We start from the raw sequence: 24,195 nt of genomic DNA, 5'->3' as shown, positions 1-24,195 counted from the left end.
AACGGACGGATAGCCGGGGGCTGCGAGGCTCCCGGCTATCCGTCTTTTATGGAGGAATGATTATGTTGAAACTCAACGCATCGTATTCGAAGAAGGTTCCGGCAGGAGAGGAATACTCTTCGCAGTCCTATCATGCTTCGGTGGAAGTCGAGCTGCCGGACGGGTTAAGCCCGGATCAATTACAGGCCCGTATTCACGAAACGTTCGATCTGGTGCGTAATTCGGTCGAAGCTGAATTACACGGAAATAAGCAAGGGAATAGCGGGAATAATACCGCATATCATGGGCCGAAAGGCAACCCGCAAGGGGGTAGGTCACGTGCCCGTTCCAACGAGGCTCCGGCAAGCCCGAAACAGCTCTCGTATCTGCTCGACCTTGCCCGGCAGCGCGGCATCACTCCGCAGCAGATCGCGGCGCGGTTTCAGGTGCCGGACATCCAACATCTGACCCGGCAGCAGTGTTCGGATCAGATCGACGAATGGAGGGCGGCGTAATGGCGACGATAGACGAACTGCGACAGGAACCGCACTGGTCGTATTCGGCGCTGAATACGTACCTCAACATCTGTCAGGCGCAATTCATGTACCGGTACGTGGATCAGGCCGAAGTTGAACGTACTTCGGTCTGCTTCCCATTCGGCAAGGCGTTTCATGCGGCCTTGACCGCTCAGGCGTGGGAGTGCATGATGGGCAGCTCGCTGACCCGCGATGAAATCGTTGACCGGTTTGAAGAGGCGTTCAAGATCGAAGCCGACGCTACTCCGAACCTGGTCTACAAGGAGGGCGAGAACTTCGACACGGTGATCGATCTTGCTGCGAAGATGCTGGATGCGGCGCTGGCGAACTGGTCGGATTACTACACGATCAAGGGTGTCGCGCAGGCGTTCAAGGGTGACGTTCCCGAACTGGACAAGCCCCTGATCGGTGAGTACGATCTGATTGTTCAGGACGGACGGGATGCCTGTATCGTGGACTGGAAAACCTCGGCCAGTCGCTGGCCTGCCGGAAAAGCCGACCGCGATCTTCAAGCTACCGTGTTCAGTTACGCCTATGAGAAACAGAACGGCACGGCTCCGCTCTTTCGGTTCGATGTCATCACCAAGACCAAGAATCCGGGTTGTGAATCGCACTACACCAGTCGCGGCTTTCACGACTTCCGGCGCTTCGAGGCGCTGGCGAACCGGGCGCAGTACGCGATCAACAAAGGCGTGTTCCTGCCGAATGAAACATCATTCGCCTGCGGCGAGTGTCCGTATCGGGACCGTTGCAGGACGTGGCATCTAAAGAAATGGAGGTAAATCATGGGACTGATGATGAGTGAAGGCAAGTTCGTCGGGCGTGACGAGATTGCACTGGTTCCGACGCCTGCGGCGACTGCGAGCTGGAAGCCGGTGCCGCACAGTGAGGTGATCGACGCAGTAACCGATGTGGTCAGGGCGCACAACTGGCAGATTCTCGACGAGCAATACGGTCTGGCCCGTGACGGTCAGCGGATGTTCGGTGTGATCCGAATCAACCGGAGTTCAAGCACGGAGTGGTCACGTTGCATCGGTATCCGTAACAGTCATGACCGCACGATTGCGGTTGGCTTGGCCGCCGGATTGAACGTACAGGTCTGCGCGAATCTCATGTTCGGTGGCAGTACGGTTCTGAAGCGACGGCATACCTCACGGATTGAGCTGAACGGTCTGGTCGTGGAAGCCATCGACGCACTCGAAGATGATTTCCTGACGCTCGAAACCGTGGCCGAAGACTTGAAGATTCAGTATGTTCGGGAAGATGCCGCCCGTGCCGCCATCGTCAAGGCGGCGGAAGCCGGTGCCGTCAACTCCTCGGACATTCTGCCGATCTTCCGGGAGTTCAAAGAACCACGTCATGAGGAGTTCGCCGAACCGACCCGCTGGGCGCTTCTGAATGCGTTCACCGAGAACGCCAAGAAGTACAGCCCAGCCCGTGCTGACATCTGTTATCGCGGACTGACCCGCCTCTTTGGTCTCGACGGCCAGCCGCCGACTTTGTGGAAATAATGCTCCTCATCCGAGGAGGCACGCCCTCTGCCGGAACATGGTGCACCCGGCAGAGTATCACGCACCCCGGCAGCGTAATACCTGCCGGTTTTTGAACCGAGGAATCCGTTATGGAAAAACAGAATAAGAATAAAAAACATGGATGTTTCCCGCGCCCGGACTGGCGTAACGAAATCATCGACGCGCTCGGCATCGGCTTTGCCGCCGGAGCCGCCGCGATGATTGCCGCAATCAAGCTGTTCCGGCAGCTTCGCGGTCAATGACCATGTACCGCCCGTATGAAGCAAAACCTTCCGGGCGGTTTATTTTTTTATCGCTCTGGATGCCGGATGTTCAGACATCGTTTCCAGATTTCCGGGACATCATCGGAATCGCCGAAGCGTTCTTTCAACGCGGGTTGCTTCAGTATCAGGTTGATGCGGACATCTTCCGGAAGAGCATCCCAACAGAAACAGTGCTCAATCAACTCCGGGCGCTTCCGCAAGACCATCCACCATTCAACGGGACCGAACGCCTTCCAATCGATGGCGGCGGGAACTTCTGAACCGCTCGCAATCAGAGCGGCCTGAAGCGGCGGCGTCAACGGATACGGGCAACGGTCGAGTAACTGCGGCTGATTCAGCAGCAACATTTGCCAGTTGTGTTCAGAAAAAAGCTCCCACCTGTCACATTGTTCCGCAAATTGGGGTTGCCGCACCAGAATCAATGCCCATTCATTTTCGGTGAAATGAACAAGGCAAGGACACTCCGAAATAAGCGTCGGAACCTTTGCCGACACGGTCGCCCAGTTGCGGGAACTCCAATTTTTTGTTTCACACCGGGAACGCAAGTGCGGATAGCGGGACAGTAATTCGCTCCAATCCGCTGCGTTGAATTCATTCCAACAGTCGCATTCCGACTCGAATCCGATATTCTGTTCAAGCAGGAGCCGTTGCATTTTATGGTCCAGCTTACCGTGTTTCCGGCAGTACGTCCACAAGTCAGGCTGTTTGTTCAGCAAACGCCGCCAGTGGTTTCCGGTAAGCCGATGCAGAACCGATTCAAAACATTCGATCCATTCCGGGGATTTGCCGAGCAGTCGGACGATTTCACCCCCGCTGTAAGAGTCTGGCGGCCAATACCGGAACAGTTGCGGATGCCGGGATAACAGTTCTGCCCGCTCCCAATGATCGAAGCTCTGCCGACAATCACAGTGTTCGGCAAGTTCAGGATGAACCAGCAGAAGATCAAGCCAATTCGTAGTTGTGAAGCCGGCGGTCAGTTCGTCATCAGAAACCAATTCCGGTTCAGCCATCAGAAGCAGAAGTTGCACGTCCCGCCTGAAGCTGTCGGGAAAAGCTGTTTGCCGTAATATCTCAAGAATACGGTTTCCGCGCGCCTGTCGACGCTGTTCCATGTCTGCCCCCCAATACCGGGGCTCCTCCAGCACTTTCGATAATTCGGAAGCGTTTTCCAGCACGAGTAATTGAATCAATTCTTCTTCGGTCATCTCTTTTCTCCTTGCGGTTAATTACAAAATATGGTGAACAACGTAGACCATCGGTTCGGTAAAAAATCACATACAGTTCTACTATAATATGACAGTCTCTAATTCAGACAAACTTGCGGTACGCAAAAGCCTCAATTGGCCCGGTAATGTCTAAAAAAATAACTTTAAGACAGTTAACAGAAACAGGTTATTAGGTAATACCTTAAAAGCGAAAAACAGATTTTAATCCCAATAGAGAAATAGAAGAAAGAAAAGAGAGAATGAAAAGAATAATCACAGAAGAATCTAATTATGAAGAGTTTCCCATTATGACCAATCATGGGAAGCACTATGGATGTGATACCAAGATTCTGAAAGAATTAAAAGACCAATTCGATTATGCAAAGAAGAGTAAAGCAAAAACATTCTGTATGAGATATGATATCAGATTCCCTCAAGAGGAGTATAACCATACCGACAATAAGAAAGTCAGGGAGTTTCAGGCTACCTTCATGAAAACCTTGAAGAGAGAAGGATACAGGCCTCAATATGTACTTGTCAGGGAACAGTCACGGGAGAAACACCAGCATTACCACGGAGTGCTCTTGCTGGATGGCAACAAAACGCAAAATATCACAAAACACATCAATACTGCAGAACGGTTATGGAACAAGGCATTGGGCTTGGAATACGAGGTCCAGCCGGGTAATCAGAGAGCCGGTCATGGATTGATTGATGACTGTACTCATGATCGTCAAGGCAGTCCGCATGAGAATGGAATTATGCTCCGCAGAGATGATCCGCGATTCGATGAAAAACAGAAAGAGGCTTTTCGAAGAGCTTCTTATCTTGCCAAAGTAAACCAGAAAAGCAGTAATCCGAAAGGGGTACGAGAGATTTTTTCCTCCCGGATTCCAAAAGAAAAGGACTGAAGATAAAGTGGGTTATTCTGCAAGCAAAGCTTGAAAATAATAGATTCAATGATATCTTTTATATGGGATAAATAAAAATAAAAGATATAAAAATGACTATTACCAATAGCAACTTTGAATTACATGCGGCACTCAAGACACCGGCCGAACTCCTGCGTGAATTAGGGCAACGGGCTAAAACGCTTCGATTGGCACAGAATCTCACTCAAAGCGGAGTTGCTTCCCGAGCGGGAATCAGCATTGGAACGTTGAAACGATTTGAACATACGGGAGAAATTCAGTTGAATTACCTGTTGCGGATTGCTTTGGTATTGGGGCGACTGGAAGAGTTCAACGCCTTACTGTGTCCGCAGGAAGTACCCAAATCACTTTTCGAGGTCCCGGCAACACCTGTCGTACGACAGAGAGGACGGCGTAAATGAAACTGCATGTGTATTTGAATGCTTATGGAGATCGTCGCTTTGTCGGGGTGCTTCAGGAAGAGCGCGGCCGCATCTTTTTTGAATACGCCCCGGAATTTATCGCCTCCGGCATTCCGCTTTCGCCGTTCATGCTGCCGCTGAAACCCGGTGTGCAGGAAGATGGCAAGCGCACCTTCGACGGTCTCTTCGGAGTTTTCAACGACAGCTTGCCGGACGGCTGGGGCTGCTTGCTGCTGGATCGTAAACTGCGCCAACGTGGGCTTTCTTATGCTCAAATCACGCCCTTGACCCGGCTTTCCCTGATCGGGCGTTCTCCGATGGGGGCATTGGAATATGAACCGGCGGACGAGCACATCATTTCCCCCGGCGATATCGAACTGGATTCCTTATCCGGAGAAATCAGCCAGATTCTGGCCGGTGACGATTCCGCAGTACTGGATGAACTTTTGCAGCTCAATGGTTCCTCCGGAGGAGCCCGTCCCAAAATCGTGGCATGGGTATCCGATGACAAAAAGAAGATCATCCACGGCGGCGCGTCACTGCCGGAAGGATATTCGCCCTGGCTGATCAAATTCACAGAAGCGCAAGACGGTCCGCAGGACGGCGTCATCGAATATCTGTATTCGCAGGCGGCCAGACAAGCGGGAATCGAAATGCCGCCAACGCATTTGTTCGCCTCTGCCAAGGGGCCCGGTTACTTCGGGGTTCAACGCTTCGACCGGATCGGCATGGAGAAGGCTCACGTGCATACCGCCTGCGGCCTGCTTCATGCTTCTCATCGGTACAGTTGCCTGGATTACGAAAACCTGCTGAAGCTGACGCTGGTATTGACAAAAGACGAACGGGAAGTCGAAAAACTGGCCCGCCTGATGATCTTCAATGTGAAGGCCGGAAACCGCGATGATCACAGTAAGAATTTTTCATTTATCCTGACGCGGGATAACGAATGGAAACTTGCGCCCGCCTATGACCTGACGCCCTCCGCCGGAATCAACGGCGAACAGACCGCTATGGTCAACGGCAAAGGAACCGACATCACCGACGCTGACCTGATCGCTGCCGCCCGAACCGTCGGACTCAGCGACAATCGCATGAAAGTAATGATCAACGAAGTGAATGTGGCTTTAGGATTATTATCGCAATTAAAGAAAAAATATGGAATTACGGGCTGATGATCTGTTATTACATAAAATCCCCCAGATAGGTAGATAGCCATGACTTGCAAGCCTCCGTTTACGATATCGGCCAAAGCGATCTCGATGATTGCGGAGATTTCCGCGCTCATTGAACGTTACGCTATTCGTTTGGAACAGCATGATGCTCTGAAGCTGCGTAAAGCGAATAAAATCAAAACGATCCAATCGTCGCTGGCAATCGAAGGGAATACGCTTTCCGAGAATCAGGTCACCGATATTCTGGACGGGAAAAAAGTCGTTGCTCCCCTCCGGGAAATTCAGGAGGTCAGAAATGCCATCGCCACTTACGATCTTTTTCCGCAGCTTGATCCGTTCTCGGTCAGTGACCTGCTGAAAGCTCATGGCGTCATGATGTCGGCTTTGGTCGATAGGCAGGAAAATTCCGCCATGGCGGAGTCGGTGTATTTGCCGGAAAGCAGGCTGTCCATATCGCTCCGCCCGCAGAACGGGTTCCGGGACTGATCGCCGACCTTTTCGACTGGCTGAAACATGCCGAGGATCATCTGCTGATCCGCAGTTGTGTTTTCCACTATGAATTTGAATTCATTCACCCCTTCGCCGACGGCAATGGACGTATGGGGCGGCTCTGGCAGTCTTTGATCCTTACCCGGCTGAATCCGGTGTTCCAGCACCTGCCGGTTGAAACCATGGTACATGATAACCAACAGCGGTATTATCAGGCGATCAATGCCAGCACCGAAAGCGGCAACTCCGGAATCTTTATTGACTTCATGCTCCATGAGTTGCTTCAAGCCCTCAAACTGCATCAGATGCCGCTGACTGGCGGAGTAACTGGCGGAGTAACTGGCGGAGTAAACCAGCAGGATGTATTTGAGTTCATCCAACAGAACCCCGGTTTACGGGCAAACGCCATCGCTGCGGAACTCTCCATCTCTGAACGGTCTGTGGAACGCCATCTGAAGCGCCTCAAAGAGGAGAATATGATCGAGTTTCGCGGTGCTCCCCGCAACGGTGGATACTACAGGAAAGAGAACGGAAAGGATTTCGGTCTTCATGATTGAACGATCTGCTTTAGCAAAGGTATTTCCGTTCAGTAAGGCGAACCGTTTTATCGAGTGGTTCACTTATAGCGACGAAATCATCGACGGCTAAGGCAAGCTGAAAGCGTATGCCCTGTTTGAAAGTTCTTTCATCGACAACATCGAAGTCGGTACGGTGAAAGGATTGCAGCAGCTCCACGCCTGTCTCTTCGGCGGGCTCTACGACTTTGCCGGTCAGATCCGTACCGTGAACATCTCCAAAGCCGGCTTCATTTTCGCACCGGCCATGTTTCTGGGGGACTCCCTGAGAAACATTGAATCCATGCCGAACGACACCTTCGATTCTTTGGTCTACCCTTCTCCTGATAGGTTACATAATGTTGTAAAGCTCTTCCTGTCATCCGGATTACGAAAAACGATTCATTTTCATACGGAACATACAGAACATACAGATATATTCTCCTCAGTGCTTGAATGCGACGTGAAAATATCCGGAACGATTGGTGGTTTTGCCATCCGCTCGACGACGGGGAACGTCACGGCGCAGTGGAGATCCGAAATGCCGAAGCATGGCGTCCGGAATCTTCTTCTGAAACTCCCGCTGGCTCCACACCGGCCATTCCATTGCCACGGCAAACTCCATGAAGGCCCTGAAAAGGTCGTCGCCGGTAATCGTTGTTCCTGGTCTTTTTTCAACAGTGGTGGCGAGAAAGAAATCCAAAGGCTGTGAAGCGTGAAAAAGGTAATCCAGCCGCGTTTGCTGAGAAGGTCCGCTCAACAGGTTGCTGCTGCCGGATTGTACCACTTTCTTTGCACCCTCCAACGCCCAGTTTAAAATTCCCGGCCCTTCTTCGGCAATCAACTTTTGGTCAAACGACGGAATCGGCTTGGCTGGCTTGGCGTTTTTACATTTCACCCAGCGCAACCGCCGCCGCCATGCTGACGCTTCGTCTTTGCTTTCCAATTCCAGAACCGGAACGGTATTGCCCACGATGAAAATGTTGTATACGCCGGTAATCATCTCATGCTGATTGGAATTCTTGAGTTCCGCCCGCAGCTTATCATCCCCCACCAGCGATTTCAGGACTTGCATCCCTTGAGCAGTAAAAAAGGAGCGGTTTGACTCCTTGCCGGTCAGCAGTGTTTTATGCCGGAAGAAACTGCTCTCAAAGCGGCTGGTAATTTGCTCAGGACGGATTTGAGTGTAATTCCCTTCGCCGATCAGCAGTTCTACGATATTGGCGAGCGTGCCTTTGCCGCTGCCTCCGGAACCGGTCAGCATCAGGATGGATTGCGTAATATTCCGGCCGGTCAGGCATTGCCCGACATATTGCTGGATCAACTCCATATCGTCATCCTGAAGCAAAGGATGCAGCAGTTCATTCAGAAAGCGGGGACAGCAAGCTCCGGGGGAATAGTGAATTTCACAACGGTTGCGGCTGCGATACATGGGCGAAAAGGGTTTCAAAACCCAATCCCCCGTTTCCGCCAGCTCCACTACGCCATTCGCGCAGTGGATGAAGAGCTCTGCGGACTGCTTGAAAAAATCGGGATCGCTTCTTATCCCGATCAGGAATTTTAAGATCCCCGACAACACTGACGGAGTGCGCTGCTCTTCTATTTCGGGGATGTTCCAAATTTTTGCGCATTCATGCAGGAAAAGCCCGAGCCGGCAGAGCATTTCCTCCCGGCCTTGCGCTTTCCATAACCCGGATTCCGGATCGTAAAGGCAGAACGCGCTTTCCGTCGGGCTATAAACGCAATTACTGATTTCGCCGTACAGAGCGGCCATGCCCTGCGGGTTGATGCGGTGTCTCTTGCCGTTCCGTGTCAGCAATGCCCCGTACCGGCTTTCGATCTTGCTTCTGGTTTCTTCCGTAATCATGCGACCTCCTTCGATTTGGGTTCAATACCAAATATAATGGAAGTCCGAAGTTGCGCCAGCCATGCGGATTTCAGCCGCCAAGCAGCCGAATAGGACAGCAAAAAAGAGAAACAACCGGAATTTTTCTTTCGCTCTTTCCGTTTCAAGCCGTTTCAGCGGGAATCGGATGAAAAAGAAATTTCGATTTTTTTTATAGAAGAGCGGGGACAAGAAACCAGGTCGGAAAAATGTGGCAGAAATGTGGCAGAAATGTGGCATTCTCACCTCAAATCGGCAGCTTTGGGAGAGAATCGGCAACAGTGGGCAAAAAATTCCGGGAACCTGAGTTTGAGCTCAGATTCCCGGAATTTTGGCAAAAAAATGGTCGGGCTAGAGAGATTTGAACTCTCGACCTTTTGACCCCCAGTCAAACGCGCTAGCCAAGCTGCGCTATAGCCCGATGATTTTTTCTGTTTTTATAACTTAACATCGCACGCTCAATTTACAAGTTTTACGAACGGCAAAAGACGATTTTTTATCGATGCATGACCATTCCGGTATCCTTTCCGGGGCACTTGGCGGCTCAAATTACGATTCATTGCGATGCGTTACAAAAAGTTACGACTTTTTCAACCGTGCGCGTCATACCGCATCTGCGCTTCGACGTTGTTCCTGCATCTTTGCATCCCAATACAGCATCGACTTCTGTCGGTAAAACTGGTTTTGTTTTTTGTCTAATGACCCACAGAATGTTATTATATCAATGATTTCCGGAACTGCATTGTTAATCTTCCATTTATCATGCCATTGCCTGATTTGCCGGCTCTGGCAAATGGGCTGATACCGGAATGAAGCCACGGCAGCGGAAACCGGTGCTTAAACTATGGACAAATGCAGCAGAAGGCCGGGTTGTGCTTCAGAAGGAGTATTCTGAAGGGAACATTCCCGAACCAAACTGCCGGACAAAGACAGGACGCCGTCCTGAAAATGAATCCGTTCTGTGACATCCTGAGCGTTGTCTCGGACGGCGAGATCTTGTAACCAGATCTGTTTGGGCCGGACTCCCGTACGAATGGCGAAATTGCGGAAGTTGCCGAAAAGGCCTATATTTTCCACCCAATCTCCGGGATCGGCAAAAACATCGCAGTCCGTTCCGTGAAATCCCTGCGCCGTCCCGGTCCGTGGGAGAACCGCGATCGCATAGGCGCCGCCGGGGTGACGCGAAGCGGCAAGATAGGGCAGTTCGGGGCCGCTGGCCGTTGGCAGCGCCGTATTGCGGGCGACCGCGGCGGGAGCCCCTTGGCGGATCGTTTTTCCCCAGCATCTGCCGTCCCAGATGGTTTCCGGTTCATAGAACCATTCGTCATACAGCACCGTATTGGAGATGGCCGGTTCCGTTCCGGGAAAGGCGGGAGCGAGCCGCTGCCAATTGGCGGCCCGTACGACTTCAATGCCCCGCTTCCGGCAGTTGACGACTCTGTCGCAACTGAGATTGGTCCAGTCCGGTGCCCGCATTGCCCCGAATGTGCAGCCGAGGGCCGCGGCCATATAAACTTCATCTTCCAGATTCAGCAGGCCGACCGGCCGGCAGGCAAGGCAGAAGGCCGTCCGGTCCAGGGTCGTCGCTTGCGCCAGCGGTACGACAGTATCGTAGACCCGGGTGATTGCGCTGAAGGACAGCAGTTCCCGGAGCAGTGCCGGAATCTGGCCGCCGTCGGCAAACCTTCCACTGCCTTCCGCCGCGCAATCCGTAAAGGACAGCCCGTTCAGCGGCCCCATCGGGATACAGTGCTCGATGTTCAGTGCCGGGGCGAAGCGGCGGCCGAGTCCCGTCTGCATGCGCCGGAATTCCAGATCGTGGCTGTGCACGCCCCAATCGACCTTCCAGTAATTGATTCCGGATGCGGCGCACCATTCCAAACGGGTTTGCCAGTATTGCCGAAGTTCTTCTTCGGAAAAACGGCGGGAATTGTCTTCTCCCGCTGCATGCGCGGCGATCCAGAGCCCGGCGCCCCGCCAGCCGCGCTGCCTGAAAAGCGTATTCAGCATGGCCAGCCGTTCGGCCGCGCTGCCGCGGCAGGAGTGAAAACGTTCCCGGTCCGGCTCAACCGCGCCGAAGCTCGCGAGATTCTTGTCGGGATGGACACCGAACGGAACGTCCCAGCCGTCGTCGAGGACCGTGTAAAGGTCGCTGCGGACCGGTTCATAAAATTCCGCCCAGCCGTTCGATCCGAAAAAGCGTTCCTCATAGATGCTGTCGCGGGCGGTGTAAGCTCCCTGGTCGCCATTGAACAGTGGGGCGGCCTGCCGCCGTTCCTCCACAGTCCAGTTCTGCGATGTCCAGGTGCACCAGTAGTTAGGAGTGGAACCCGGTGTTTCCGGAATGAAATTCATGATGTTTTTTTCCCAGTTAGTCGGTTAAGCACAAGCCCGAGGCGGATCCCTTTCCCGCTGATTCAAGAGCAGCTGTTTTCTCGGATCCTCCGGCTTGGCCGTTTGACCGGATGATTTTTCGGTTGAAAATAGCGTGCGAATCTATTTCGCGACTACCATATGCCATTGTTCGCCGTTTACAAGTTTGGAATGGCACTTTGTCGCGTTCCAATGAATTTTTCCTGCGTCGGCTGCCGTTGAGCCGCCCGCCGGATACGGTTGTATTCAACGGGCGGCAAATTACGCGAATGAACCGGAAATTTTTTCGCTGTACTGCCGTTCGAAGTCGGCAAAATTTTTCAACATGGCGCGATAAAGTTCCGCATATTCCCGGCGCGGCAGCACGGTTTCGACCGGGCGGCAGAATCGACCGTACAGTTCGGGAAACGGGATACCGGCCACGGCGTTGGCGGCCCGGAGTGCCGCGCCGAGCGCCGCCGAGTCGGGAACCTGAATGGATTCCACCGGCACTTGAAACACGTCGGCGATGATTTGACGGAACCCGCGGCTGCGGGACGCGCCGCCGGTGACGCGGAGGCGCGAAAACGGTTCCGGCAGCCAGTCGGAATACCGTTTCATCCGTAGCGCCTGCGCTTCCTGCAGTGCCCGGATGAGAACCGCCCGGGAGGCGGAGTGCCGGTCGAAATTGGCCTGGACGCCGCCGGACAGCACCAGCGGCGTATTTTCCGGTTCGAAATATGGCAGCAGCAATTTGCCGTCATTGCCCGGCGGACTCAGTTGCTGAAATCCTTCGTCGAAGAATTGCCGGTCGACGCCACATTGCTCCCGAAGCCGTTCGCGTGCCAGCGAACCGTTGGCAAAACAGATCAGGCTCATGAAGCCGCCGGCCGGATTGCCGAAAATGTGGCCATAACCGTCGGGATCAGTTCGAAATTCCGGCATGGCGGCGAACAGCGTGTCGCTGGTTCCCAAACTGACGACGCCACAGCCGGGAGTGCTGCCGCCGACGCCGATCAGGCTGGATGGATTGTCGCCGCTCCAGACGACGACCGGAATTCCCGGCGTCAAACCGAAAGTATGGAATTCGGAGGCCAGCGTCCCGACCGTCGTCGTCGACGGGACGATCGCCGGCAATTTCGGCAGCAGGCCGGGGGCGGTGAAGGCGGTGATCGCTTCATCCCAATTTCCGGTCGCCAGATTCAACAGGTTCATGCCGGCGCCATCGCCGTAGTCGACCGGGGCGTCGCCGCCGCAGAGCCAACTGCATAAAAAAGAACTGACCAGGTGGATGCGGGTTGTCTGCGCATAGGCTACCGGGGCGGTATGGGCGAAATGCCGGATCTGCGGCCCGGTGAAACGTTCGATGGCCGGGCTGCCGGTGACTTGCTGAAGGCGCTTGCCGAAACGTTCCTCCAGTTCCCGGCATTCCGCCGAGGTCGAGCGGTCCAGCCAGATCGGTGCTTCGGCGCGGCTGAATTGCAGCGGCTGCCGGGAGGCCAGATAAACCGAACCGTGCTGTTGGGCCGCTCCGGAAAGCCCGGCGACCTCGGCCAGCGGCCAGCCGGCCGCTGCCAGGCGCCGCAACAGCAGCCGCATTCCGTCCAGCCACATGCGCGGGTCGGCCCGGCGCACCAGGGGATCGCCGGACGGCAGGTGCCCGTCCGGCGAGTGATAGTCCGGCAAGTCGAGTCCGAATTGAACGGCGCCGCTTCCGACGATTTCTCCGCGCTCCGGATCGATCAGTTCGGCCTTGATTCCCTGCGTGCCGACATCGAACCCCAGAAAGAGTTTCATCGCCTGAGCTCCACTTCGGCCAGGTTGCACAATTCACGAATGCCGGCCAGGTCCGCTGCGGTTTGCGACCGGGTGTCCGACGGTGTCCGGATGCGGTCGGCCAGTTGCAGCGCCATGGACAGCGCCATCGTGCAATCGAGGATGAATTGTTTCCGGCAGCCGACCGGGTCGTCCAGATTGCCTTCGCTGCGCAGCATGTGACAATCATATTCGACGACGCCTCGCCAGCCGATCCGGTTGAGCGCGTAGAACAGGAAGACGGTCTCTTTCAAGCCTTCCGGACCGGTCAATGGCGGAAAATCGTTGTCGAACTGCGCCTTGATCTGGCTACCGAAATGCAGGAATTTCAGCTTGTTCAGGCTGCAGAGATAACCGACGGTCATCACTGCGTTCAGGAGGCACATGCTTTCATGCTGCAGCAATTCCGGGTTGACGCCCCAGAAATCCGGCTTGTTCAGTTTGCCGAGAATGAAACCGGCCGCGTGGCCGCTGGTCGGCAGAAACATCTGGCCGCGCGGTTCGTTGGGCTTGGGTTCGATCGTGGCGCCGAGATAATTGGTCAACTGCTGTTGGTCGATGTAGTCGGTCACGTGGTTGAGCCCTTCGGCCAGCCAGTCGTAAACATGTTTCCAATCGGTGCTGACCGGCACTTCGAAGCCGTCGCGGGCCACCCAGTAAACGTAGTAGTCCGCTCCCAGCAGGGAGCCGATGCGCAGCGTGCGTTCCACTTTTTGCCGGGCCAGTTGCCGGATGGCGGGATCCGGATTGCACAGGCCGCCGTTGCGGAACAATTTGTGTCCGTGCAGGTTGCAGATGGAGGCGTGTACCGTTAAGCCAGCTCCGTCAAGGATGACTTTGATTTGGCGCAACCGCCGGTAAACCGGACTGCCGGGATCGAGGTCGTCTTCCGGCTGGTCCGGATTCCACGGCACCAGATCGTCGTCATGGTAACTGGTGGCTTCAATGTAACCTTCGTTGCCGGCCCAGGCGAGCAACTCGGCGACGGCCGGAGAGTCCAGCCGGTCGAGGACCGGGCCGCCGAACGGGTCGCCGAGCGGGTTGTTGACGCACCAGAACGGCATTGAACGGCGGGTGACGCAAGCTCGATTGAAGTCCATGACAATTCCTTTCTGAACAAAATCATCAATGATGAAGCGGACATTTTTACCCGGCCGAAATCCGGCGCTGACCGCTGCTTTTCTATTAATTATAGCGATTTTACGGCAAATAACCTTGATTAAATCACCAAAAACAGGTATGATATCACCACAATGAAAAAAAGCGTTCAAGCATTCGGAAAAAATTATTTTCAGTTTCCCCGGTGTCCGATTGCGGTGCAGACGGTGGACGGCCGGCCGTATTCCCAACATGCCTTCGATCTGACCGGCACCATGCACTATCATGATTTCACCGAACTGGTCGTCGTCGCTGCCGGCCGCGGTGTCCAGGTCATCAATGAAATCGAATATCCGGTAGCGGCCGGCGATGTCTTCGTGCTGCAGGGATTTTCAGAACACGCTTTTCGCGAACGCGGCACATTGGCGCTGTTGAATGTCCAATTCGACGCGTCGCTCCTGCCGCTGCCGTCTGCCTTCCTGCGTCGGCTGCCCGGTTACAATGTGCTGTTTCAATTGGAACCGCGCTTGCGTTCCCGGCGTATTTTCCGGTACCGTCTGCACCTGGAGCCGCAATTGCTGGCAGCGGTGGCGGCGCGAATCGAGGCGTTGAAGCTGGAATTGGAGGCACAGCGCGACGGCTTTGAAGCAGCCGCCTTCAGCGGACTGCTGGAATTGATTATTTTGTTTTCCCGGCAATATTCCTCGTTGCAGACCGGCAATGCCAATGCCCTGCTGCGGCTGGGGAAGGTGATCAGCCGGCTGGAAGAAGATTTTACCGCCGAATGGACGCTGGAACGCATCGCCCGGCTGGCGGCCACCTCGCCGAACAATCTGTTGCGGTTGTTCAAAGCGGCGACCGGTTGTTCCCCGATCGGTTATCTGATCCGGTTGCGGCTCCAGCATGCCGCCCGGCTGCTGGAATCGGAATGGTTGAGCATCTCGGAAGTGGCACTGCGTTGCGGATTCAACGACGCCAATTATTTTTCGAAAAAATTCAAAGCGTTTTACCGGGTCTCGCCGCGTGCTTATCGGGCGACCCCGGCGGAAATCAAAAAAAGGTAGAAAAAGAAAGAAAAGAAATATTTTGGTCAATTGAAAAAGTAAACGCACGTTTGTCAAATTAACTGTCCCCACCCTCAAAAATTTGTGCATTCAGTTAGCCAAAGGTGTTACGTTCAGGCTATTTTTCGGACATTGTAAACGCACACCATGAATTTGACAAACCTTCCTTAAGCAGGAAAGGACTATTTAGCGATCAAGTCGGGCAATAAATGAGTCGCCTTTTCACAGATGTGTTCAATGCCCAGCTTGTCCAAAACCTTCTTTCCGTAAAGCTTTTTGAAGAGTATGGTTGCCGATACGTCGTTGAGGCTCCTCCTGGCAAGGCTATTGATATGCGATACCACTGTATTGATGTCTTCTTGCGTGAAGTGTTCCAAATCTCTCCCTTTGGGGGATCATTTTGCGAAGGTTGTGATGATTATTTTCCCCTTTTGCCGGGAAGAATAGGGATTGCAGTAAAAGATTCTCGTGCGTATTTTTCCTGAAAACTTCGCGGGAAATTGTTGTTCGCGACTTGCCCAACTGCCGGGCAATCTGTTGAAGAGATCGTCCCTAGTGAAGCCAGGCTTCAATCTTCAGACGAGCCGATTCTGCTTGTTTCGCCATCGCATTTGTCAAACTAAACGCTCCCCCCTCCCCGGGGGAGGGGGGAATGTATAGCCTTTTTGACAATACCAAAAGGATCATTATCTGTAAAACTCTTTTCCGGCAGATTAAACACAACTTATTCTATTTGTCAAACTGAATGCGGCCTCCTTCCTTGCGACTAACTAAATGCAAGCTGTCTATTTTCTGCGGTGCGTTTACTTTTTCAATTGACCCTCAATATATTTTTGGAAAATCATTGACAGAGGGATTGACTTTAGCGGAATTTTTTGCTATAATTAACTTTGTAGTGTTTATACTCAGTTAAAAAATAAAAAAGATGACGATTGTCATCGTCAAATCGGCGGGAAATTCGACAGCAAACTCAATCCTCCGTTTATTATTTGCAAACGAATAATCAATTTGGAGGGAAATTATCGAACCAGTAAAAAGAAAGGGAACCGGAATGAAAAAAAGATTTACATTGATTGAATTGTTGGTAGTGATTGCTATTATTGCCATTCTTGCTAGCATGTTGCTGCCGGCGTTGGGCAAAGCGAAAGCGCAGGCGCAGAAAATCAAATGCCTCGGCAATGTCAAACAACTCGGGTTGGGGACCGTGATGTATGCCGGTGATAACGCGGATTACCTGCCGATCGGGCAACAGCATAACGCCAAGGGAGACGCATGGCTGTATTGGCATAATCTGCTGAATCCATACATCGGCGGTCAGGAAATGACGTCAATGTACGAAATGGAAAAAATCGCCGACGTGATGTTTTGCCCGACTACGGTTTCCCGCGGATTGAAGGAGGATATCAGTTACGGGTTGAATCTGTATATCATGCATTGGAATGGTTTCATCGACCCCGGGTTGCCGGAGACGATCAGTTGCAAAATGACCTCGGTGCCGGACCCGGCCTCCACCATCATGATGGGCGACAATGCGCTGGGATCGCCGCTCTGTGTCTGGGGATCCCGGCAATGGCTTTATTTCCCGGAGGAAAGCATTCGGCTGGACGATGGCGGCAGCGGGCAGGATTATATTCTGACGGCGACGCGTCACAGCAACGGTAAGAACCTGGCCTGGGTCGACGGCCATGCCGACTATCGCAGCTTCACCGCCTTAATCAACAAATGGAACGACGGCCGTGAATGGTGGAGTTTCAAGGGCGTAACCGGCAATCCCTAGAGCGAATCCGCCCGGTGTCCGGCTGCTTGAACGGCCGGACGATGGGAGAAAGAAAAGACGATGAAAATAATAATAGCATTGATTCTGTTATTGACGATGTCTGCCGGGTTTGGCGGCGAGTCGCTGCCGGTCTTGTGCTTGGCCGGCAGCGACTGTGCCAATCAGGGTTTGGACGGTCTGGATCAAAAAGCGGTGGAAAGATACCGGGCGGCCGGTTACGAGCTGTTTTTCGATTACTATCAGCGGGTGAAGCCGGAAACTTTGGAACAGTACGCCGTGATCGTCGGCATGATTCCGCAGCTCTATCCCGGCAGCCGGGCCATCGGTCCCGGGTTGGCTGCGGCGTTGGACCGTTATATGCGGCGCGGCGGTGCGGTATTGGTGATTGCCGAACCGAGTTATTACACCGGGGGTGAATTTCATACACAGCTTCAACCGTTTCTGGAACCGTACGGCGCGGCACTGGGCAACGAAATTCCCTATGATCCGGCTCACACCTTTATCGACTGGCGGGGGTTGCCCTACCGCCTTCTTACGACCGGCAACCTGGCCCAGGGCCACCCCGTCACCGCCGGCATCAATGCGCTGATATTGCCGCTGGACAGCTCGTGGCATACGATTCAAACTTATACGATGCGGGGTTCCGACGATTGGGGGGTGGCGGTGCGCGGCGAACCGGCGGCCTTCACGACATCGGCGGAAAAACTGTTGTGCGGGACGCCGGAGCCGGGCTGGTGGAAGGAAGCGCCGCCGCTGCTGGCCATTCGTCCGGTCGGGGCCGGCAAGCTGGCAATATTCAGCACTTCGTCGCGCTATTTCTTCTACGACGCCTATCACTGGGCGGTCAGCGAGGGAATGGTGCTGGAAAAAGGCAACGGTTTGCGGTTGATGGACCAATTGTTCCAATATCTGGCTGCCAATTGCCGGCAGTTGCCGCTACGGCCGGCGGTGCCTGAACTTCCCGCGGCGGAAGCGACCGGTAACTTGCCGGTTCTGTCGAAATTGCCGCAATGGTATCAATTGGTGCTGGATGATTTGGCGGTGGACGATTACAGCGTTATCCACTGTATCGATGCCGGTTCGATTTTCGATCTGCCTTACTCAGCCGAACGGGGGTATGGCCATCGCGGCGGAGTGGTCCGGGCGCGCCCGGAATTGTCCGCCTTCCATCCAACCGCCTTCCATTCGCGCCGGACGGCGGAAGCACCGTTTCGTTACCGGTTCGACCGGTTGCCCGCCGTTGCGCTGCGGCTGGGAATGGCGCTGTGGAAACTTGATGCCGGTCAAGCTGGCAAGTTGAAGGTCGGGATCGTCCGGGATGACCAGGTTGTATCGCTGGGAGAATGGCCGCTGCCGGATTTCGGCCGGGCGGCGGGACCGCGGCTGGTCTGGCTGGATTTGCCGCCGGAAGCGGTGGTAAATGGAACGCTGGAATTGGAATTCAACAGCGATACGGTCGGCTGTTTTACCGAACTGGCGGAATTGTTCATCGCCGGCCAGGGGAAATTTTTGACTTCGCCGGAAGCGGTTGCCGCCCGGAGCCATTGTCCGCCGGAAGGGGAGTGCCTGCCGGCAATCGAATCGCCCCGGCGGATGAGAACCGGTTTGATCGGCCTGCATTCCGCCTACACTGATGGGCTGGATTCGGTGGCGGCCATGGCGCGGTCGGCACGGGAAAGTGGATTGGATTTTCTGGTCTATTCCGATGATTGGGGCGAACTGACCGCGGAAGAGTGGCAGCGGCTGGAAGAAGAATGCCGGGCGGTTTCCGGTCCCGATCTGAAAGTGTTTCCCGGCTTTGAATTGAAGACCGCTTCGGATCGTTTCATCCGCGCCCGTTTTTACGGACCGGTCGGCCGATTGCCGATTGCGGAAGAGCTGGGATTGCCCTATGAACTGTTCTGGAAATACTTCGGCGGCGCTTACGCGCGCGGCGGCTGCATCGCCGCCGAACTGGCGCAGCCCGGCAGCAATCCGGTTTCGCCATTTTTCCAACGCTTCTGGAAGGGATTTTCGGTTCTGACGCTGGACGAGAATGGCCGGATTGTGGAAGATTCCAGGAAATTGTTCCGGGATTTGACCGCGGCCGGTTACGGCCCGCGGCCCCGGGTCGGCGGCATTTACCGTTCCGCCGAAGAAGTCCGCCAGGCCGCCCGGTTTGGGTGGAAAACGCTGGTCTGGCCGGGAAATATGCAGTTCCCGCCGGATTCTTTCGGGCAATTGGGGCATGCGGCGATCAGCTCCGGCCCCCGCTTTCGGTGGGTATTGTTTCATTCCGATTTCGGCCCCCGGTGCCTGCCGGGGTCTTCGATGTCCTTTCGGGACGCCGCCTGGCTGTACGCGATTCTGGACGTGGAATACGACGGCGACATCAGCGAGGCGATCCTGACCTTGAACGGCCGGGAGATTCGCCATTTCTATCCGGAATGCCGGCGTTTTGCCGTCTGCGAGCCGGTCCGGATTGTCGAACAGGGCGCGTTGGCCTGGCAGATCCGGGCGGCGGACGGCACCGAAGCGATGACCGGCAGTTTTGAAGTCATTGCCGAAGAGTTCCGCAATCAGATGTGCGCCGACAACCAGAATTCGATCGGCAGCGTTACCCGTTCGCCCGGGGAATTCAAATTGGACGGCCGGGATATCTATCAGGCGCACTCCTATTGGCATACCGGCGAGAACACCGGCTACTGGGGGCCGATGCGGGCCGCGTCCAATTTGATCCCGCGCATTGTCGAGGCGATTTTCATGCAGATCGGCCGTTTTCTCCATCCGGCGGCGATACTGCGGGTGCCCGGAGGCCGGGAAAGCCATATTGAAGCGGAGATGCGCATTGAATCGGCGTCGGCCCACCATTATGTCGTCCGTTACGATTACCGGCGGCCCGGCTCCCTGCTGTCGTCGTCGGTGAAATTGACGGCGTTCCGCCCGAATCCGGCCGGCGGCGCCACGGCGATTCTGGCGGAAAATGCGGTGACAGCAGAACAGGAGCTGCCGCCGGAGACGTGGGAAGAGCTTCAATTGCTGGGCTTTGAAATGTTGCCGGAACTGCCGGTCGATTGGCGTTATACGCTGAAGACGCCGGACGGCCTGGAAACCGTGAAATTTTCCGAAATGGAGCTTCAGAAACCGCAGCGGCGGCTGTTGTGTTCGGACGGCGGTATGTGGATCTGGCCGAACCAGCTGGCTTCCATCGGCATTTTTCCGCTCGACGGCCGGCAATATGAGGCGGGATGTGTCCGGGTCGGCGAACATCATGAGTCGCTTGCCATGCTTTTAACGTCGCGGCACTGGCCGAAGGGGGAGACCATCGTCTCCCGGTTGCTGCTGCTGCTGACCCCCCAGCCGTTGGCGGACGAAGCCGCGCTCGAAGCCTTGCGCGTGGCTTACACCAAGCGCGGCGAATTGGTGAAAGCGGTTTTGCGCGGCCAGCTGGAACGGGCGGATTACGTGCTGGACTTCGCCGCGGAAAACGGGGCAGCGACTTGGGAAATGGCGCCGGCCGGCGGTGTCGATCCGATCGCTTTCCGGGTCGAAAACCTGCGCGACAACTGGAGCGGTCTGATTTTGAGCGGCGGCGAATTGGAGCGCGCGGCGATTGACGGCGGCATCCTCTACGGTACCGCCGATTGTTCGAGACAGAATATCATTATCGCCGGGCATCCGCTGCTGGCCGATCGCGGTACGCTGGTCATCGAATGGGTCGGAGTGGTCGATGGTGCGGTGCGGGCCCGGATTCACAACCCGGAGGCCACACCGCTGGCCGGAACGCTTTGGACCAATCCGGCGTTTCCGGTTTTGCCGGCGGCGGAATTGCCGTTTGCGCTGGCTCCGGGTGAAAGTCGTTTCGTCCGGTTGATTGAAAACGGCAACGGGGGAGAGGGAAAGTGAGTGTAAAGCATAAAATTATCATGGTCTTATTGGCAGTATCGGGAGGGCTTATGAATTTCACCATGGCGGAACAGGTGTTGTTCGTCGGATATGAAGGCGCCGGGTTGCGGCATTTGGTGGCGCCGGCGGTGCGTCAGAAACTGGAGGCCGGCGGCATCCGGGTAATTGAGCGGTATTTTTCCGATCTGAATGCCGAACTGCTTGGCAAGTTCGATACCGTGGTGGTGGTTTTCGAAGGGGTTCAGGAAAATATCAACACCCAGGAAGACGCCGCCCTTACACTCAATGGACATATCGCCGAATTGCGCGACTTCGTCGAATGCGGCGGCGGTTTGTTCCTCTTTTTCACCCAGGGACGTTATACCGAGGATTTCGAGCCGGATTTGAATCTGCTGCTACGGCCGTGGGGCGCCCGGGTCTGGCTGGAACGGTTCATCGAAAGCAATGAGGACAATATTCATCGTTTTCAACTACAGGATCCGAATTGTTATTATTCGTTCCGCTCCACCAATCTGAATGGCGACCATCCAATTACCGCCGGATCGAAAAGTTTCTGGCTCAGCCATATGGTCAACGGCCTGGCAGTGGATGAACACTGGACGGTATTGGTGCGCGGCGACCGGTCGGTACGCGGGGCCGGGAGCGCCGAACCGGCTCCGCCGTTTATGGCGGTGCGGGACGCCGGCCGGGGGAGAGGTCTGGTATTCAGCGCCCATTCCAGTCATTATTTCAACGACGGCGATCATCTTTTTTACGACAACGGACAATTGTTGAACAACGGCGACACCTGGCGGGTCCTGGAAAATGCGCTGCGCTATCTCGGCGCCAACTCGCCGCGTGATCCGGCGCAGACGGAGACGTTTGCCCCGATCGAAACAAAAGGCGGCTATCAAATCCGCCGTTCGGAAAAATTGGATCATCAGCAGCCGTTCCGGGGTGTTTTCGGCTTGCGCAGCAACCACTCCGGCGGAAGTTGCCCGGTGGCGGAGTATGCCCGCAAAGCCAGGGAATTGAAGCTGGATTTTCTCGTCTTTGCCGATATCGTCGACGATGCAGATTCCTGGCAGCAACTGGTAAACGAGTGCGACGCGGCGACCGGCCGGGATTTGGTCGTCATGCCCGGCGTCGCCTGGAGGGATCCCGGCGGCAACCGCGGCTACGCCGGCAATATCGCCGTTTGGCCGCCGCAAACCCGTCATCCGGAATTCATTTTCACGATGTTGGAAACGCCTTCCGCCGATTGCCGCGGCATCTACGTGTTCGGCGATCCGCACCACAATGCCGGCCGGCCCTGGGAGTTGGGCGGCTTCAATGCGCTGGCCGCGGTGACGAAAGTCGGTGGAGAAGAACGGGAATTCGCCTTCGACTACTTTGAAAAACTGCAATCCCAGGCCGGCATGAGCCTGTTGCCGGTGGTGATGGATGAAATCTGGACGCCGGCGCAACTGGAGCGCAGCGCTACCAATGGATTTTCCTCTTATTTGCTGGCGCCCAGCCTGGCAGAACTGCGCCGTACTTTCGCCAATGATTTGATGCCGGGTTTCATCAGTTCCGGCGGAATTGAACTGGAACATTTTTCCTGCCGGAAGCTGATGTTCGACCCGTGGGAAAATTACATCCTGTGGGAACCGGCCGAACAACTGGAATTGCGGATTTCCCTGGCCGCGCCGGTCAAACTGACGCAAGTGGAGCTCTACAGCGGTTCCCGCTGCATCCGCAGATTTCATCCGGCCGAAACGGCGTTCGCTGCAACAATACCGGTGGTGATGGCTTCGGATGGTCCCTTCTGGCTCAAGGCGGTCGCCGAAAACGGCGGCCGGTTGTACAGTTACGCTCTGCCGACCCGTAACCTCAATTACTGGAACCATGTCGGTTCGGACCGCATGAACGATTATCACAATCCGGTCCAACCGGACCCGGCCGGTGAAATTCTTTACGACGGACGGCGTTACAGCTTCGGCGGTCTGGTGACTCTGGCGTACGGCTGGGGCAATTATCTGCGGTTTTATCATCCGGCACCCAGTTACCGCTATCATCCGCAAGGCTATGAAACCGGCCAGATCGTCGCCGGGCTGGAAACGCTGTCGACCTACCCTCATCTGAAAGCCCGGCAGCTGCCGGAAGGCGCCGTCGAACCGGACCGGTGTCAGAAACTGGCCACCCGGGATGTCGCCGTCGTGGACGAATCTTTTCCGCGAATGCGGACGGTCGATTCGGAATACGGCCGCGAATATCGGGATTTGCGGCTGATCGACGCGAAAACCAGGCTGGTGATTTTCCGTTACGATTACGAGCCGTTCGGTTACATTATCATCCGGGGCAGTACCACGCTGACCGCGCTGGCCGATTTGAATGTCAAAGACCTGCCGGAAGGCGAACTGGCTTTGACGCTGCTGAAGTTGTGCTACAAAGGCGTCGGTAAGGATTTTACCCGGATCCGGGTCCGCGGCGCCGACGGCGCGGTCCGGTCGTTTCCGGCAACCGGGGAGGTGTCGGCGTCCCTCGGCAGAGGTTCCTTTGCGACTTTTACGCCGGACCCGTACGGACTACTGGGCGTTCATTTGTTGAGCGGCTCCAGGGTGACTGCCCGTTTGAAAGCGCAGCAGGCTCCGGCGATTACAGTGGGAATCGAGCTGCCCGGCGGCAGCCGGATTCCGCGCGGCCGGAGCTGGAAACTGGAATGGATCGTCACCCAGGCCGGCGGCGGCGACCAGGTTGAGCTATTCGATGATTTGACCGGACTGTGGGGCCTGGACGAAGAAAACGGCGTCCCGGCCTATGCGCCCGACCGCCTGGAACGGGGAACTTTGTTGAAAGAACCCTACTGGGTTGCACTGGCGGCGGCGGATTGCGGCGCGGTCGCGACCTTTCCCGATCCGGAAAAACTGCCGAACCGGCTGTTGCCGGTTCGGGTCGACGGGTTGCCGGACAATGTCAGTTGCGGGGCGTTGAATCTGGAAACCGGTGACTGGTATCCGGGCGGCGTGTTGGATGGCAGCATGTACCTGGGACTGGAAAAAGCCGGCCGCTATTTTCTGGGCGCGCCGCTTTCGGCGGCGGACAATAAGGATTTAATCATCGAAGTAACCGGCTGCGAATCCGGCCGGATCCGGGCGTTGCTGCACAATCCGACCGCGAAGCGGATCGACGGCGCGATTCAGAACAACCTCGACGGCAGCCGGCAGCCGGTTTCCCTGGCGCCCGGCGAAATTTGCGAGTTGCGGACTGCCGGTTCGTCGCTTCGATAAATGAACCA

Annotated in this window: 17 protein-coding genes, 1 tRNA gene and 1 pseudogene; 13 read left to right on the top strand and 6 right to left on the bottom strand. The window is 55.4% G+C overall.

The annotated features are described in order from the left end of the window. Positions 1-62 precede the first annotated feature (62 nt). The 4 genes from HWX74_RS03005 (at position 63) to HWX74_RS02990 (ending at position 2,289) form a co-directional block, all read left to right on the top strand. Positions 63-494 (top strand): hypothetical protein, encoded by a 432-nt coding sequence (locus HWX74_RS03005; protein ID WP_176012133.1) that lies wholly within the window; start codon positions 63-65, stop codon positions 492-494. After that, complete coding sequence (locus HWX74_RS03000) at positions 494-1,297, top strand: PD-(D/E)XK nuclease family protein (protein ID WP_176012132.1); 804 nt, start codon at positions 494-496, stop codon at positions 1,295-1,297. The genes HWX74_RS03005 and HWX74_RS03000 overlap by 1 nt, the downstream gene beginning before the upstream one ends. A 3-nt stretch (positions 1,298-1,300) precedes the next feature. Beyond that, positions 1,301-2,026 carry a DUF932 domain-containing protein gene (locus tag HWX74_RS02995; protein WP_176012131.1) on the top strand — a complete coding sequence of 242 codons (726 nt, stop codon included), beginning with the start codon at positions 1,301-1,303 and terminating at the stop codon, positions 2,024-2,026. Between the two features lie 110 nt (positions 2,027-2,136). Further along, positions 2,137-2,289 carry a hypothetical protein gene (locus HWX74_RS02990; protein WP_176012130.1) on the top strand — a complete coding sequence of 51 codons (153 nt, stop codon included), beginning with the start codon at positions 2,137-2,139 and terminating at the stop codon, positions 2,287-2,289. 47 nt (positions 2,290-2,336) lie between these two features. Here the strand turns inward: HWX74_RS02990 and HWX74_RS02985 are convergent, their stop codons facing one another. Beyond that, complete coding sequence (locus tag HWX74_RS02985; protein WP_176012129.1) at positions 2,337-3,515, bottom strand: hypothetical protein; 1,179 nt, start codon at positions 3,513-3,515, stop codon at positions 2,337-2,339. A gap of 260 nt (positions 3,516-3,775) precedes the next feature. Here HWX74_RS02985 and HWX74_RS02980 point away from each other — a divergent pair, with 260 nt between their 5' ends. The 4 genes and pseudogenes from HWX74_RS02980 to HWX74_RS20615 all read left to right on the top strand — a co-directional run bounded on the left by HWX74_RS02980 (position 3,776) and on the right by HWX74_RS20615 (position 7,066). Further along, positions 3,776-4,426 (top strand): inovirus-type Gp2 protein, encoded by a 651-nt coding sequence (locus HWX74_RS02980; RefSeq protein ID WP_176012128.1) that lies wholly within the window; start codon positions 3,776-3,778, stop codon positions 4,424-4,426. Positions 4,427-4,518: 92 nt separating this feature from the next. Continuing rightward, positions 4,519-4,848: a helix-turn-helix domain-containing protein gene (locus HWX74_RS02975; RefSeq protein WP_176012127.1), complete on the top strand. Its 330-nt coding sequence runs from the start codon at positions 4,519-4,521 to the stop codon at positions 4,846-4,848. Then, positions 4,845-6,020 (top strand): type II toxin-antitoxin system HipA family toxin, encoded by a 1,176-nt coding sequence (locus HWX74_RS02970; RefSeq protein WP_176012126.1) that lies wholly within the window; start codon positions 4,845-4,847, stop codon positions 6,018-6,020. Before HWX74_RS02975 ends, HWX74_RS02970 begins: the two co-directional genes overlap by 4 nt. A gap of 42 nt (positions 6,021-6,062) precedes the next feature. After that, positions 6,063-7,066, top strand: a pseudogene (locus HWX74_RS20615) (Fic family protein). Between the two features lie 442 nt (positions 7,067-7,508). On the opposite strand, the gene HWX74_RS02960 reads toward HWX74_RS20615, so the two are convergent. From HWX74_RS02960 to HWX74_RS02940, 5 genes are all read right to left on the bottom strand, one after another. Beyond that, positions 7,509-8,930 (bottom strand): DNA primase family protein, encoded by a 1,422-nt coding sequence (locus HWX74_RS02960; protein WP_176012125.1) that lies wholly within the window; start codon positions 8,928-8,930, stop codon positions 7,509-7,511. 361 nt (positions 8,931-9,291) lie between these two features. After that, positions 9,292-9,369, bottom strand: a tRNA-Pro gene (locus HWX74_RS02955). Positions 9,370-9,785: 416 nt separating this feature from the next. Continuing rightward, on the bottom strand, positions 9,786-11,303 hold the full coding sequence (locus tag HWX74_RS02950) for a hypothetical protein (protein ID WP_176012124.1): 1,518 nt from the start codon (positions 11,301-11,303) through the stop codon (positions 9,786-9,788). A gap of 279 nt (positions 11,304-11,582) precedes the next feature. Further along, entirely contained in the window at positions 11,583-13,097 is a 1,515-nt protein-coding gene (locus HWX74_RS02945) for a xylulokinase (RefSeq protein WP_176012123.1), read from the bottom strand. Beyond that, positions 13,094-14,215, bottom strand: a complete 1,122-nt coding sequence (locus HWX74_RS02940) for a TIM barrel protein (protein WP_176012122.1) — start codon at positions 14,213-14,215, stop codon at positions 13,094-13,096. Before HWX74_RS02940 ends, HWX74_RS02945 begins: the two co-directional genes overlap by 4 nt. 153 nt (positions 14,216-14,368) lie before the next feature. Here HWX74_RS02940 and HWX74_RS02935 point away from each other — a divergent pair, with 153 nt between their 5' ends. The 5 genes from HWX74_RS02935 (at position 14,369) to HWX74_RS02915 (ending at position 24,187) form a co-directional block, all read left to right on the top strand. After that, positions 14,369-15,277 (top strand): helix-turn-helix domain-containing protein, encoded by a 909-nt coding sequence (locus tag HWX74_RS02935; protein WP_176012121.1) that lies wholly within the window; start codon positions 14,369-14,371, stop codon positions 15,275-15,277. 209 nt (positions 15,278-15,486) lie between these two features. Then, a complete protein-coding gene (locus HWX74_RS20140; protein ID WP_254872295.1) occupies positions 15,487-15,762 on the top strand; it encodes a hypothetical protein in 276 nt (91 codons plus the stop codon). A 566-nt stretch (positions 15,763-16,328) separates the two neighbouring features. Continuing rightward, positions 16,329-17,054: a type II secretion system protein gene (locus HWX74_RS02925; RefSeq protein WP_176012119.1), complete on the top strand. Its 726-nt coding sequence runs from the start codon at positions 16,329-16,331 to the stop codon at positions 17,052-17,054. A gap of 60 nt (positions 17,055-17,114) precedes the next feature. Next, entirely contained in the window at positions 17,115-20,939 is a 3,825-nt protein-coding gene (locus HWX74_RS02920) for a hypothetical protein (RefSeq protein ID WP_176012118.1), read from the top strand. 50 nt (positions 20,940-20,989) lie between these two features. Further along, entirely contained in the window at positions 20,990-24,187 is a 3,198-nt protein-coding gene (locus HWX74_RS02915; RefSeq protein WP_176012117.1) for a hypothetical protein, read from the top strand. Positions 24,188-24,195 lie beyond the last annotated feature (8 nt).

The organism is Victivallis sp. Marseille-Q1083 (genome assembly GCF_903645315.1).
Taxonomy (GTDB): Bacteria; Verrucomicrobiota; Lentisphaeria; order Victivallales; family Victivallaceae; genus UMGS1518.
Note: the sequence above shows the minus strand (reverse complement) of the source record. Positions and strands in the feature narration are given on the sequence as shown.